At 66.1% G+C, this 13,775-nt stretch carries 13 protein-coding genes and 1 pseudogene; 1 reads left to right on the top strand and 13 read right to left on the bottom strand.

All coding sequences use genetic code 11. The features are described from left to right. Window positions 1–2: 2 nt before the first annotated feature. The 12 genes and pseudogenes from G6N46_RS27590 to G6N46_RS27535 all read right to left on the bottom strand — a co-directional run bounded on the left by G6N46_RS27590 (window position 3) and on the right by G6N46_RS27535 (window position 11,619). Window positions 3–809, bottom strand: coding sequence for a hypothetical protein (locus G6N46_RS27590; RefSeq protein WP_234785628.1), 807 nt, complete (start codon window positions 807–809; stop codon window positions 3–5). Further along, window positions 799–1,407 carry an Rv1363c family protein gene (locus tag G6N46_RS27585; protein WP_138249995.1) on the bottom strand — a complete coding sequence of 203 codons (609 nt, stop codon included), beginning with the start codon at window positions 1,405–1,407 and terminating at the stop codon, window positions 799–801. Before G6N46_RS27585 ends, G6N46_RS27590 begins: the two co-directional genes overlap by 11 nt. Then, the gene (locus G6N46_RS27580; RefSeq protein ID WP_138249996.1) at window positions 1,404–2,033 is read right to left on the bottom strand and encodes an Rv1363c family protein; all 630 of its coding nucleotides are present in this window, start codon (window positions 2,031–2,033) and stop codon (window positions 1,404–1,406) included. Before G6N46_RS27580 ends, G6N46_RS27585 begins: the two co-directional genes overlap by 4 nt. A 25-nt stretch (window positions 2,034–2,058) precedes the next feature. Next, window positions 2,059–3,318 (bottom strand): MlaD family protein, encoded by a 1,260-nt coding sequence (locus tag G6N46_RS27575; RefSeq protein ID WP_138249997.1) that lies wholly within the window; start codon window positions 3,316–3,318, stop codon window positions 2,059–2,061. Further along, window positions 3,315–4,433, bottom strand: a complete 1,119-nt coding sequence (locus G6N46_RS27570; protein ID WP_234880720.1) for an MlaD family protein — start codon at window positions 4,431–4,433, stop codon at window positions 3,315–3,317. Before G6N46_RS27570 ends, G6N46_RS27575 begins: the two co-directional genes overlap by 4 nt. Next, window positions 4,430–5,629 (bottom strand): MCE family protein, encoded by a 1,200-nt coding sequence (locus G6N46_RS27565; protein ID WP_138249998.1) that lies wholly within the window; start codon window positions 5,627–5,629, stop codon window positions 4,430–4,432. Before G6N46_RS27565 ends, G6N46_RS27570 begins: the two co-directional genes overlap by 4 nt. Then, on the bottom strand, window positions 5,626–6,570 hold the full coding sequence (locus tag G6N46_RS27560) for an MCE family protein (RefSeq protein WP_234880730.1): 945 nt from the start codon (window positions 6,568–6,570) through the stop codon (window positions 5,626–5,628). Before G6N46_RS27560 ends, G6N46_RS27565 begins: the two co-directional genes overlap by 4 nt. A gap of 424 nt (window positions 6,571–6,994) precedes the next feature. After that, window positions 6,995–7,666: pseudogene (locus G6N46_RS28895) on the bottom strand (MlaD family protein); the annotation flags it as partial. Between the two features lie 65 nt (window positions 7,667–7,731). Beyond that, window positions 7,732–9,195: an MlaD family protein gene (locus tag G6N46_RS27550; RefSeq protein ID WP_234880721.1), complete on the bottom strand. Its 1,464-nt coding sequence runs from the start codon at window positions 9,193–9,195 to the stop codon at window positions 7,732–7,734. 57 nt (window positions 9,196–9,252) lie between these two features. After that, window positions 9,253–10,110 (bottom strand): MlaE family ABC transporter permease, encoded by an 858-nt coding sequence (locus G6N46_RS27545; protein ID WP_138250000.1) that lies wholly within the window; start codon window positions 10,108–10,110, stop codon window positions 9,253–9,255. Between the two features lies 1 nt (window position 10,111). Then, on the bottom strand, window positions 10,112–10,975 hold the full coding sequence (locus G6N46_RS27540; protein WP_110783998.1) for an MlaE family ABC transporter permease: 864 nt from the start codon (window positions 10,973–10,975) through the stop codon (window positions 10,112–10,114). Continuing rightward, window positions 10,972–11,619 carry a TetR family transcriptional regulator gene (locus G6N46_RS27535; protein ID WP_163693257.1) on the bottom strand — a complete coding sequence of 216 codons (648 nt, stop codon included), beginning with the start codon at window positions 11,617–11,619 and terminating at the stop codon, window positions 10,972–10,974. Before G6N46_RS27535 ends, G6N46_RS27540 begins: the two co-directional genes overlap by 4 nt. A gap of 264 nt (window positions 11,620–11,883) precedes the next feature. Here G6N46_RS27535 and G6N46_RS27530 point away from each other — a divergent pair, with 264 nt between their 5' ends. Further along, on the top strand, window positions 11,884–12,678 hold the full coding sequence (locus G6N46_RS27530; protein ID WP_138250126.1) for a crotonase/enoyl-CoA hydratase family protein: 795 nt from the start codon (window positions 11,884–11,886) through the stop codon (window positions 12,676–12,678). Here G6N46_RS27530 and G6N46_RS27525 read toward each other — a convergent pair. Then, the gene (locus G6N46_RS27525) at window positions 12,612–13,733 is read right to left on the bottom strand and encodes a hypothetical protein (RefSeq protein WP_138250001.1); all 1,122 of its coding nucleotides are present in this window, start codon (window positions 13,731–13,733) and stop codon (window positions 12,612–12,614) included. The genes G6N46_RS27530 and G6N46_RS27525 overlap by 67 nt on opposite strands. Between the last annotated feature and the right edge of the window lie 42 nt (window positions 13,734–13,775).

The raw sequence follows: 13,775 nt of genomic DNA, 5'->3' as shown, positions 1-13,775 counted from the left end.
CCTCAGCCGCCGTACTGCGGCTTCAGCTGACCCGCCAGCGCAGCCAGCGGGACGTTGGCCACGACGGTGCCACCGTCCATTGACCAGCTGAAACGGTCTCGTGGACTTGGGCTTTCGCGGGACATCGGCTGGTCCGGCATGTAGAGGCGCAGGGAATCACCGGTGAGCGCGAATGCGCGGTAGTTGCCCGAGTACCCGGGGCCGTCGCCGTCGGGCTGGAATTCCTCCACCGTGAACGGGTAGGTGCCCGGTGCGTGCGGCGGTGCGGCCGCGTCGAGGACCGGCGGCAGGATCGGGGCAGCGGCGGCCGAAACCGCCTGATTCGCATTGACTCCCGGCCGGAACAGGTCCGGTAGGTACAGCCGGCGGCCAGAGTTCATGTCGAACAGGAATGATCGGTAGGCGTTGTTGGCCTGGATACCGAAGGGCTCGAACGTCTCGTGCACCACCACCGACTGCAGCCCGCCGGGACCCGGGATGATCTCGTAGTCCGCACGCGCACTGCTGTCGCGCGGCGTGGTGTTTCCGGTCGCGCGCCACCCGTTGAACAGCCGGGTGTAATAGTCACGCAATACCGGTCCGGCAGTCGGGTTGTCGATCAGCTCGGCCGGAACGCGCAGCGTCAGAAGCATTTCCGCTTCGCGCTGAGACTTGACCACCGCGGTGCACGCACCACCGTCCCACACCGCGCCGAGTCCCGCGCAGAAGCTGTCGATAGCCGCGTGGGCAGCCGGTGCAGCCGTGAAAGACGTCGTAGCAACAACTGTCGCACCCAAGGCAGCCAGGGCCGCCCGGACTCTACTTGCCACGTTTACCGTCCGCTCCGGCAAGCAGCACCTCGGCCGCCAGCCACCTGTCGCCCACCTTGCGCATCGTCATCGACACGCTGACGTAATCGGTCCGCTTCTCTTTCACCCCGGCGCTGGAAACGTCCTGCTTCACCGACAGCAGCACGTCGACGTCGTCGCCACGCACGTCCTTGACCGCCCCGTCCTCGACCACGCCCGTCGTGGAGACCTTGTTGTCGATCAACATCTTCCGCATGGTCGCCGCGGCCTTGCTGTAGGCATCCTTGAACTCGCCCGTCGCCCCGCCCAGCACATCGGCGAAGTTCTTGTCGATCGTGCTCTGGTCGGTGGTCGTCAACATGACCGCGTAACCGCGTGCCGCCGCAAGGGCTTCCGCCGCCTCGGCATCGCGCTGATGCTGGGCATAGACCAAGGCCCACGCGGTACCGGCGGCGGCCGACAGCGCGATGATCACGACGGCCACGGCCCAGCAGAGGCTGCGCCGGACGGCATACGTCTTCGGGGCTTTGGGTTCGGCGGCATCCGCCGGCGTGGATGACTGGGCCTCGAGGGCCTCGTCCACGACGGCGTCGGTGACTTCGCTCTCCTTGTCGGTCACAGGATTTCGACCCTGCTGGCCAGCCAGCGGTCGCCGACCTTCTCCATGGTCATGTCGATGCGGTTGCGGTCGATGCGGGGGCTCGGGTTGTTCGCATTGGTGATCGACTGATCGACGAACAGCAGCACCTCGACCTTGTCGGGCGTCGCCGACTTGACCGCCGCCGCGACGACAATGCCGGTTCCGGAGGCCTTGTTGTCGATCAGGACCTGCCGCAGCTGCGTGGCGCCCTGACTGTAGGCGTCCTTGAACTCGCCGGTGGCGCCATCGAGGGACTTGCGGTAGTTCTCGTCGATGTTCTTGGCGTCCAGCGTCGTCAGGACCACGGCGTAGTCCTTGGCGGCCTGCAGTGCCGCGTCACTCGCGGTGTTGACGCGGTACTGCTCGTACTGCCGCCAGCCCAGGAAGCCCAGTGCTGCCACCAGAATCGTGAACAGCAGCGCGCACACCGCGGCGGCCAGACCGACCCGCCGCTTCGATGCCGCCGCAGCTGGTTCCGTGGACTCGGCCGCGGCATCCGCCCCGGTCACTTCCGTTGTCTCAGCCGCAGTCGTCAGCTCGGTCGCCTCGGTTTCGGTGTCGTGCACCTGGTCGAATACGTCGGCGCTGGCAGTTCGTTTACTCATCACTTCTCGCGTGTCTCGTGGACCGTCAGTTCGGCATCGGGATCGGGTACGACGGACCCCCGTACGGGGTGTCGATCGTGTAGCCCGGGTAGTGCGGCGTCTTGTCGGTCACCGCGTGGGGGTCATAGCCCGGCGGCGGACCGGCAGTGTCGTCACCCGGAGGCCGTGGCGCGTTGCGCGCGCCGCGGACCAACAGCGATGGATCCTGATCCTCACAGTAGGTGTACTTGTACGGCTCGGGGAAACTCGCGTCCGACGGCGGGTGCCGCGGCAGGTTGTAGTCGCACCGGTACTTCGGGTAGATGTCACCGATCGCCCAGACACCGCCATCGTGAACGACGGACGCGAACCGGTCGATGAACGGGTCCCGGTCAGGCCGCCAGATGTACTCGAGGCCCGGAATGCGTTGGTAGATCACCTGCGAGGTCGTCGACAGGTTGCCGAGGATCTGCACCACGTTCTGCCGGTTGTCGGCAATCAGGTTGTCCAGCGTCGCCAGCTGCGGCTCACCGCGCTCGACCAGGGTGCGGAAACCGCCGTCCATCTTGTTCACACCGTCGAGCACCTTGGTCAGGTCGTTCGTGGTGGCGGCCAGGCCCGGACGCACATCGGCGACAGTGCTGAACACGACACGGGTCGTGCGAATCATGCTCACGGTCTCCGGCAACACCGAATCCACGGTGTTGGCCAACAAACTCGCGCCGTCCAGGATCGCGGCGAGCTTGCGCGGGCCGTCCTTGGTGACGTGCAACTCGTTGAACATCTTGCCGAGCCTGTCGGCATCGAGCTGCGCCAGTGCACCGCGGCTGTGATCGATGATGTGCGGCAGGGTCACCGGGATGCTGGCCTGCTTGCCCGAGATGACGGCGCCGTCAGTGAGATACGGGCCGCCGCCGTGCTCCGGCCGGAAGTCCAGGTACTGCTCCCCCGCCGCCGACAAGCCGGAGACTCGCACCGGGCTGTCAGTCGGGATGTGGGCAGACGAGTCGACCGAGGCCACCGCCTCGACACCGCTGCGGGTGAGGTTGACCGCCGCGACGTGACCGATCGGGATGCCGCGCAACGTGACGTCCTGATTGGCCAGCAGCCCACCGGATTCCGGCAGCATGATCCGGATGGCGATGGTCCGGTGGAACGGGTTGAACCGCAGACCGTCGATCGCGATGTAGCCGAAAGCGATCACGGCAGTGGCCAGCAGGCCGAACAGCGCGAGCACCACCTTGCGGCTCGCCACCGCCTTCACGATGCGAATGACGAACGCCACCAGGCTGTTCAGCGCGTTCATCGGGTCCGGTCCGATCCGTAGATCCGGCCGAGCAGCATGTTCCACTCGTAGCGCAGGCTGCCGATCATCAGGTGCCAGTCTGTGCCGTCGGGTCCGTGGATGCCCGGATCGCCCGCGTAGTTCTTGTCGGGCAGCGCACCGATCGCGATCTTCGAGATCTCCGCCTCCACGTGCACGGCGGTGGAACTGGTGGCTTTGACCAGGATGCCGATCAGCCGGTTGAAGGCGGTCAGCGAGATGTTCGGGTCCATGGCGATCTCGTTGAACACCGCCGACAGCTTGTTCACATCGGCGGCGACGCTCCGGGTGTCGGTGCCCTGCATCGACGGGAACTTGGACAGCTGCCGAGTGATTCGGCCGACGTTGTCCACCACGTCCATGATCCGCGTGGTGTTGTCGGAGATGACTGCCAGCGCGGGAGCACCGGCGGACAGCGCGGTATCGATGCTCTGCTGATGCCGGGCGACCTCGGCCGCCATGTTCGACGTGCTGCGCAACGTCGCGTCCAGCTGCGCTGTCCGCGCCGTCATCTTCGACAGGAACTGGTTGGTCTCCGAGATCAGCCCGGCCAGCTTCTCGCCGCGTCCACCGACCACGCGGCCGGCGCCGTTGACATCGGTGGTCAGGGCCCGGATGGCGCCGCCGTTGACCAGCATCGCCAGGGAGTTGAGCAGTTCCTCCACCGTCGGGGCCGCCGCCGTCGACGCCAGCGGGATGGTGTCGCCGTTGCGTAGCAACGCACCATTGTCTGCCTTGTCGTCCGGCGGCCGAATCTGGAGGAACACGTCGCCGAGCGGTGTGGCCGAACGCAATTCGGCCGTGCTGCCCGCCGGCAGCGGTACATCATGACGGATCCGCATGGACACCTTGGCCGTGAAGTCCACGGCCTCGATCGACGTGACCTCACCGATGTCCGCGCCGTACAGCCGCACTTTCGCCTTCGACGGCAGATTCAGCGCGTCGGTGAACACCGCGTTGAGGTCGTAGGTTCCACCCCTGGATCCGGGTGACGGCAACGGCACGCTGTCCAGGCCCGCGGCGCAGCCGGTCATCAGCAGGACGCCGCCGAGAACGCCCGCCCAGCGCGCTCCTCGCACAACCGATTTCATGCTCATCGCGTCGGCCCTCCCGAAGCGGGCGCAGCCGGAGCGGGGGCAACTGTGGCCGGTGCGCCAGGCTTCGGCGGTTCCCCCTGACCCGACGGTCCGATACCGTTGGCCATCAGATCCATCATCGATGTCAGGCCGAAGTCGGGGCCGTAGTCCTGCAATGTGCCGGTCGCACAACCCAATTGCTTGAGGCCCATCAGGTTGCAGAGTTCTTTGTTCAGCTGGTTGTAGGCCAACAACTTGTCGGTCACCAGGTGGCCACGGATACTGCCACCCACCGGGTCCAGCACGTTGTAGACGTTGTCCAGGGTCAGTGGCAGGACGTCCAGCGTCTCTTCCAACTCGCGCTTGTTGTCAGCGAGGGACCGCACCACAGGGTCCAAGTCGGCGAACGCACCCTTGAGTTGATCGCGGTGACGCTCCAGCAGCCCGCTGACCTCTTCGAGGATCTCGTTGGCTTTGGCTCCCGTGCGTCCCGACCCGAGATTCTGGTCGGCGAGGATGTCGCTCAGCTGATGAACGTTGCTGCCGAATCTGCGCACGGCGTCATCGTTTTCGGCCGCAGATTGGGTCAGGTCCGAGACGCTGCGAATGATCTCCTGCAGGTTCTTCTCTGTCTTGGCACCACCGTCGGGTCCGACCTTGAGGGCCTCCGACAGCTTGGTCAGCGTCGACTTGATCTGGGTGCTGTTCTCGGAGCTGATCCGGGACCCCAGATCCACCAGATCGCCCAGCGGCCCACCGCCCTGGGGGTTCCCCTTCAGAGCGGTACCCAGTTTGTCGATCATGGACAGCGTCTTGTCGAACTCGACGGGAGTCCTGGTGTGGCCCAACGCGATCAGATCGCCGTCGCGCAGCTTGTTCCCACCGCGGTAGGGCGGGGTCAGCTCGACGTGCCGGTCGGTGAGGATCGAGGCGGAGACGGTGGCGGCCGTGACGTCGCTGGGGATCGGGATCTTCTTGTCGATGTCCATGGTGACCTCGATGTAGCCACCCTTGTTGACCACCGAGTCGACCTTGCCGACCTGCATGCCGAGGACCGACACCGCGTTGCCGGGATACAACCCGACGGCATCCTGGAAATGCGCCGTCACGGTGATGTTGCGGTGCCACATCCGCGGCGCCACGGCGGCCGCGGTCGTCACGAGCGCGACGATCGCGATGACGACGATCGCACCGATCATCAAGGCACGCTTACTCATTTGCAGTCCTTGAAGTACTCGACGATGTTGAACTGGCGGGCCCGGCCGCTGATCGCGCACATCCAGGAGTCGACCATGATGCCGGCGGGCAGCGTGATGTCGGCACCGTTGCCGCTACCGGTGAGGTTGGCGATGTTGCGCGCGGTGATCGGCGCGACCTGCAGGATGCTGCGGACCAGGGCGTCGTGATCGGCGAGCAGCTTGGCGAATTCGTGCAGGTTGGTGATCAAGGCGTCGAGCTGCGGCTCGTTGGCCAGCAATGTGTGGGCCCGGTCGGCAAGCAGCGTCACTCCGTCGAACAACCGCTGCATCGCGGCCCGCCGGGTGGTGATCTCGCCGAGAATCTGGTTGCCCTGCAACACCAGTGCGCCCAGATCCGCCTTCTGCCGATGCAACAGCGCGGCGATGGTGTCGGCGTTGGTGATCAAGGTGCCGAGCTGATCACGGCGGGACTGGATGACCCCGGCCAGCGAGTTCAGGTTGGTGAGCGCCTCTGGCAGGGCGTCGGGCACACCCTGCAGGCTGCCACTCATCACGCGCACCGACTCGGCGATCTTGTCCGCATCGAGAGGCGACAGCGTGCTGGTCGCACCTTCGAGCGTCTTCTGCAAGTCGTACGGCACCTCGGTATGACTCAATTTGATGGTGTTGCCGGCGAGGTGGCCGGCGCCCGCCGGGCTGATCTCCAGGTACCGCGAGCCCAAGATGGTCGTGAGTTTGATGGCAGCACGCGTTTCGGTGCCCAGCCGGACGTTCTTGTCGGCTTTGAAGGTCACCACCACGTGGTCACCGGCCAGCTCGACGTTCTGCACTTCCCCGACGTTGATGCCCGCGATGGTGACGGCGTTGCCGGATTTGATCGCGGCGGCCTGGGCGAACTCGGCGGTGTACTGCTTCTTGCCGACGTCCAGGATGCTGACCAGCACCACGGCGGCGACCATCACGACGATGACCGTCAGGCCGATCACCCCGAGCCAGAACTTGTTGTAGTCCTCCAGGACTCGCTTGCGCCCACCCGGGATGTTCGCCGGGCGGAGGGGGCCACCGAACAGGCTGCTCATCGGCACACCGCCGTGTGCCAGGTCTCGTTGCCGTTGCCGGCGTCGCCGCGACGACGAACCGGCGGAACCAGTTGAGCAAGCCGCGCCACAGGCCGAAATCGAGGTCGCAGACGTAGACGTCGATGTAGGTACCCTCCTGGCCCGCGCGGGCAAGTCCCTTGAGCAGCAACGGCACGTTGGCCACCGCGTACGCCAGGCGGGCCTTGCCGTCGGTCACGCTGTACTTCAGGAAACCCGGCTCACGGTCGATGAACTGCTGCATCTGCGGGGTGATCGCGTTGACGATGGCCGACAGCCGCGTCACGTTGGCGGTGATCGATCCCACCGACGAGACCAGCTCGTCGCGCCGGCTGTTCAGGGCCGCGATCGACACCGAGGTTTCGTGCAGCATCGTCTGCAGGTTGGTGCTCTGTTTGGCCAACGTCGTCATCAGCCGGTCCAGGTTCGCGATCAAATCCCCAAGGGCCGCATCGGGACCCGCGAGCGTCTGCGTCAGCACCGACGCCTGGGTCGTCAGCGTCAGCAGCGACCCCTGGTTGCCCTGGAACGCCGTGATGATGGCGTTGGTCAGGTTGTCCACCTGCTGCGGGTCGAGCTCGGTGAACAGCGGCTCGAAACCGTTGAGCATGTAGGAGATGTCGAACGACGGATTGGTCCGGCTCTCCGGAATCTGCGCTCCGACAGCCAGTTTGCGTTTGTCGCCCTCACCCTGACTCAAGCCCAGGTACCGCTGACCGATGATGTTCTGGTAGGTCACCGAGGCCAGCGTGTTGGTGTACAACGTCTGATTGCTGCGCACCTGGAACGAGACCTTGGCCTGGTTGTCCGGCGTCAGCTCGATCTTGTCGACCCGGCCGACGCGCACCCCGGCCACTCGGACGTCGTCGCCTTCGGCCAATCCCGAAACGTCGCTGAAGATCGCCGAATAGCTCGAGGTGGGCCCGGCGACGTTGCGCTGCAAGGTGGCGAAGACCATCCACGTGACGGCCACGGAGAAGACCAGGAACAGCGTCAGGAACACGACGGTGCTGCGCTTCAACTTCATGGCTGCCCCTCCGGGATCGGGGTGACCTGCACGTCCTGTCCGCGGGCCACCGGGCCAAGCAGCAACTGCGTGGCGGAAGTGGCCGGGCCACCGACGATCTGGCTCAACTGGTCCTTCTCACTCGGGCTGCCGACCGGCCCCACGGTGCCGCCGTAGAGGGGCGCGGACTGCTGCTGCACCTGGCCGCCAGGTGCGGGTGCGCCGGCTTCGGCCGGCAACGGCGGGCCCGGGGGCACGGGCGTGGCCTGCGGCCCGGGCGCCGGTGCCGCCTGCGGTGCGGGTGGCGCGTTCGGGTCCGGCGGGCCGGGGAACTCCGGCACGATCGGAACCGAAAAGCGCGGCGGCGCAATGTTGGGACGGTTCTCGGTCACCCACGGTGGGGTTGCCATCCCCATCGATTCCAGGCCGGGCTTGAGGTCGGGCGCGGTCGGGGTTTCGGGTGCGGTCTTGCAACTCGGCCCCTCCATCGCGCCGTACCGCGGGCAGTCCGCCCGGGTGTACTGGCGCGACGGGTTCATCGAGATGACCGCCTTCCACACGATGTGGCCGGTGTCCTGGTTGACGCCCTCGTCGTAGACCTTGTTGGCCAGCGCCTGCAATCGTGTTGAGACGCCGTGGAATTCACCGGCGTGGTCGGCCAGCACGCCGAGTGCCGGCGTCAGGCCGGTGCTCACCTGGATCATCCGGTCACTCTGGTGCTCGAACGCATCACCCAGCGTGCCCGTAGTGTTCAGGCCACCAGAGAGGAAATTGGTCAGCTGCGTGCGCTTCTCGGCGAACGTCCGCATCGGCTGTACCGAACTGTCCAGCGCGGTGAACAGGTCCGGCGACACCGTGCGCAGACTCTCGGCCGCGGCCTTCAAGGCGGACAACGTCGTCGGGCCGGTGTCGTCGGACTTGACCACCGTATTCAGTTGCTGCATCACGGCATTGACATCGTGGCCCGCATCGGTGAGCTTCTGGCCACGGCCGTGGGTGGCCTCGGCGATGGCCGCGAAGACACCGACGTTGTTGGCATCCGGTGACTGGCCGACAGCCTTGAGCAGCTGGCGCAACTTGGCCAGCACGTTCTGGAACAGCACCGTCGGCAAGGTCTGGTCCTCGAGCACCACGTCACCGGAGCGGATGGGCCGCGCCCCGTCGCCGTTCTGCACGAGCTGCACCGCCGACACCGCAAAGATGTTGGCGGGCACCACGCGCGCGGTGACGTTGTCAGGGATCTGCGCGGCGAACTGCGGCTGGATGTTGACGTGCACCACGTTCGGCTGGCCGTGCTGCGACGGCGTCACACCCGACACCATGCCGACGATGACACCGCGGAACTTGACGTCGGACCGTTCCGGCAGGCCGTCACCGATGTTGATGAGCTTGAGCTCCACCCGGACGAAATCGTCCAATTTGCCTTGCGATTTCACCACCATGAGGACCGCGGCGAACGAGGCGATCACCGCGAAGCACAAGCCGATGACGCTTGCGGTCGGTCGAACCGCGCGGGTCGTGGTCGAACGAGTTGCCCATCAGCCACCGAACCTTGCACCGCTGATGACGCCCCACAGCGCCATGGTGAGCAGCATGTTGACGATCATCACGACCGTGACACTGCCGCGCATCGCGCGGCCGGCCGCCACGCCGACGCCGGCCGGGCCGCCGGAGGCGAAATAGCCGTAGTAGCACTGGATGGTTGACGAGATGAACACGAAGATCACCGCTTTGACGGTGGCGAACAGCACGTCGCGGCCCTCGAGGAACAGCCCGAAGTAGTGCAGATAGGTGCCCGTGGACTGCCCGGCCACGACGCTGACCAACTGGCACGACAGGTAGGCCAGGGCCAGGGCCGCGAGGAACAGCGGGACCACCGCGATGACCGAGGCCACGACTCGCGTCGCCACCAGGTAGGCCACCGAGTTGATGCCGAGGGTGTCCAGCGCGTCGATCTCGTCGTTGATCCGCATGGCGCCCAGTTGCGCGGTGAACCGGCAGCCGGCCTGCGCGATGAACGCCATCGCGATCATCGCCGGCGCCAGTTCTCGGGTCGTCGCGAAGGACGACACCAGGCCCGTCGCCGGCCCCAGTCCCAACAGATTCAGGGCGTTGTAGCCCTCGACGGCGACCAGCGCCCCGGCCGTGACACCGAGCACGCCGGCCACGTTCAGCGTGCCGCCGCCCACCACGATGGAGCCGTTGCCCCACGTGATGTCGGACAACAGCCGCAGCAGTTCCTTGCGGTAGCGCAGCCACATCGTCGGGATGGCCAGCACGACCTTGCCGAAGAACTCGATCATGTGACCGGTGCGCCCGGCCGCCTTCAGCAGCCCGTTGCCGACCGCGGTGAACGGCCGCAACAGCTGCGGCGTGAATGTTGAGGGAGCGGCCATGTCAGATCGACGTCTTCGGGAACACGATGACGTACAGCTGGCTCATCACCACGTTGACGATCATCATCAGCAGCACCGACTCCACCACCGCGGCGTTCACCGAGTTGGCCACACCGGCCGGACCGCCGCGGGTGTCCAGCCCCTTGTGGCAACTGATCACCGCCACGATGACACCGAAGACGATGGCCTTGACCATTGCCAGCGCGAGGTCACCGACGGTGGAGAACGAGGAGAACGTCGCGATGAACGAGCCCGGTGTGCCGTTCTGCAGGTAGACGTTGAACATGTAGCTCGCCAGGTAGCCGACGAAGCTCGTGACACCCGTGAGCAGCACACCGATGAGCACCAGTGCGACCAACCGCGGCACCACCAAGCGCTGGATCGGCGACACGCCCATCACCTCCATGGCGGAGATCTCCTCACGCATGGTGCGCGATCCGAGGTCCGCGCAGACGGCCGAACCGACCGCCGTCGCGAGCAACAGTGAGGCGACCAGCGGAGCGCCCTGCCTGATCACGACCAGACCCGTGGCCGCACCCGACAACGACGACGCACCGACCTGACCGGCCAGCAACGCGAACTGGATCGACAGCGTGACGCTGATCGGGATCGTCACCAGAACCGTTGGGGTAAAAGCGGTTCCGGCCATGAACGCGGCCTGGTCCAGGAATTCGCGCACCTGGAAGCGGCCCTTGACGATGTCGAAGAACAGGTACTCCAGTGTCCGCAGGCCGAGGACGATCTGCCCGCCGGCGGTACTCAGCGATGCGATCGGGTGGTTCTGCAGATAACGCTTGACCCAGTCGATGGCCTCGGCGATGGCGCCCCACTTCGCCAGTCCCCTTGGTTGTGCCTGGTCGGTCATCGGGCTGCCGCTTCCTGGCCGGACTGCGGCCACTCGGTGGCGATGCCGCGGCACACCAGTTCATTGCTTGCGATGGTCTGTGCGAGCAACTCCTCGCGGCTCGGCTTCTGTCCGTAGCGAAGGGCGATGCCGAAGGGGATGGCGCAGATTGTCTGGGCGGTGGCGCGCACGTCGACGTCGGCACGGATGTAGCCCTGATTGATGCCGTCCCGGAGCATGTTCGCCAGCACACGGGCGCCGTCGTCGAAGAGCCGCTGGAATTCCTCGGTCATCTGCTGGTCGACGCCGGCGGCCTGCACGACGATCAACTGCATCAGGCGCGGTTCATCGGCGAGGAGTTCGCTGTACGCCATGCCGATGCCGAGAAGATGGTCACGGAATTCGGTGATGGACGTCAGGCGTCCCGGCGTCGAGTCGCCGATGGCCGCCAGCACCCGGGCATTTACCTGGCGCACGGCGTGGTCGACGATGTCGCGCTTGTTCTCGAAGTACCGGTAGAACATCGAATGGCCGGACCCGAGTCGCTTGGCGATGTGACTGATGGAGGTCTGGTGATATCCCCGCTCAGCGAACTCCGCCAATGCCGCTTCGATGACTTCTTCGCGTACCAGCTCAGCGCGTTTCGCCCGCTGGCGTTCCGCCATGGTCGCGCGCGCCTCGCCTGTCACGCGGATCACAGTAGCGTATCGATTCCGGATTCGGACACAGTCTTCGCGAAACGGAATGAATTGTCTCGCGGGTAGGCCTTGGCGCGCCGCCGGTTTGCTGAAGTTCGCAGTTGACGTTGCCGCTGCACAGTAGGGCGGGTTCCTCGACCGTGGGGCTGTTTGGGCATTTTCACCAAATACCCACAGCTTCGAGCGGCGCTGTGGTACCCGACAGCGCCGCACTATCCTGCCCCCATGGCAATGGATCGGATCACCGTCGAAGTTCGAGATGGCATCGCCTACGCGACGCTCAACCGGGCCGACAAGATGAACAGCCTGGACCTGCCGATGCTGGAGGCGCTCGCCACGGTCCCCGATCGATTGGCTCGCGACCGTTCTGTACGCGTCGTGATTCTGCGTGGCGACGGGCGGGCGTTCTGCACCGGGCTGGACTTCGCCGGAGCGAAGTTGCAGGGATTGAGCGCCGTGCGCAACTTCGGCAAGTTCCCGGGGCAGAAGACCAACCTGTTCCAACAGGCCTGCTGGGCTTGGCGCGAGTTGCCGGTTCCGGTGATCGCGGCCGTACACGGCCACTGCTACGGCGGCGGCCTGCAGGTGGCCCTGGCCGCGGACTTCCGGATCGCGACGCCGGACTGCAAGCTGTCGGTCATGGAGGCCCGCTGGGGCCTGATCCCGGACATGACCGGGTCGGTGACTCTGAGCGAGCTCCTGCCGATGGATGTGGCCAAGCGGCTCACCATGACCGCCGAGGTGTTTTCCGGGACCGATGCCCTGGGCTACGGACTGGTCACCGCCGTCGCCGACGATCCGCTGCTGGCCGCCGAGGAGCTGGCCGCCCAGCTGATCGAGCGGTCCCCCGACGCGCTGGCCGCCACCAAGAAACTGTTCGACGCGACCTGGACGTCGCCTCCGCGCTGGGCGTTCTGGACCGAATCGCTCTTGCAATTACGGCTGCTGCGGGGGCGCAATCACCGGTTGGCGCGCAAGGCGGGGCGCGACGGCAGTCCGGTTTGGGCGCCGCGGTCGCTGGGCTGAAGACCAGCCTTGGCGTCCGGCTTCGACTTGGGATCGGGCTTGGGCGTCAGTGCCTTCGTCGCTTTCGTCAGACCGTTGGCGAGCCCGGCCAACGGGTTGGGGAACTGCCCCGATGACTGTGACGGCGGCGTTTTCTTCGGCTTCTTCGGCGGCGTCTGGGCGATGGTGACCTCGGGTGTGACGGCCGACGTCGTCACGGGCTTCGGCGCCGCCACCGGGGTGAAGGCACCGGGCTGCATGGCAGCTGCGCGGACCTTGTTCGCCTCGGTGACGATGGTGTTCGCGACGACGTTCGCGGCGTTGGTCACCACGCCACCCGCCGTCTGGACACCCGCCATGAACGCGCGCAGCGGGTTGCCGCTGTTCGCCAGTTCCCGAGCCACGGCGTCAGGTACATGGAACGCGCCGGCAAGGAAGAAGTTGAAGCCCGGGAAGATCACGGCCGCAACCACATTGATCACGCCGATCACCGCGACCTGCAACACGCCGCGCGGCATGACCGTCGGCTCCGGATTCCGGACGACAGGCGCGTTGAGCGCGTCGTAGGTCTGCTGGCGGAACTGCTGGAACGCGTTGAGCACCGCGCCCGGCCCACCGACGATCGCGGGAGGAATGTTGAGCAGACCCACCACGCCGACTTCGAAAGCGTTGAGCGCCCGCTTCGCCGGAATGGCGGCGTCGGCATCGATGGCCTTGTCCATGGCGGCGGCCGTGGGTCCCGTCATCGACGCGGCGGCGATGCCGAGGGCCTTTAGCGGTCCGTTCGCCGACAATGCGGCGAGGAACACCCCCGGCTCCTGCAGCGTCGTGGTGACACCTGTGGTGACGGTCTGCGCCAGCAGCGGGCAGATGATGGAGCAGTAGATCCCCTGGTTCTTCACGAAGCTGGTGATCAGCCCGCCCGGTGGAACTGTTGCGGCCAAACGGATTTCCCGGGTCACGGCCGGCGGAGAAGCATGGCCGGAGGCAGACGGGGCGGGCGGCGCCGGTGCGATGACGGCCATGGCGACGGCGGTCGCGGCGAGAGCAGTGGGCAGGCGTGCGGACAGTTGCATCGTGATCCCCTTGCGCAGCGGTTACGGGTACCACGATCCAGC

It is taken from the genome of Mycolicibacterium phocaicum (genome assembly GCF_010731115.1).
Lineage (GTDB): Bacteria > Actinomycetota > Actinomycetes > Mycobacteriales > Mycobacteriaceae > Mycobacterium > Mycobacterium phocaicum.
The sequence above is the reverse complement of the archived record's forward strand: the minus strand, read 5'-3'. Positions and strand labels throughout refer to the sequence as shown.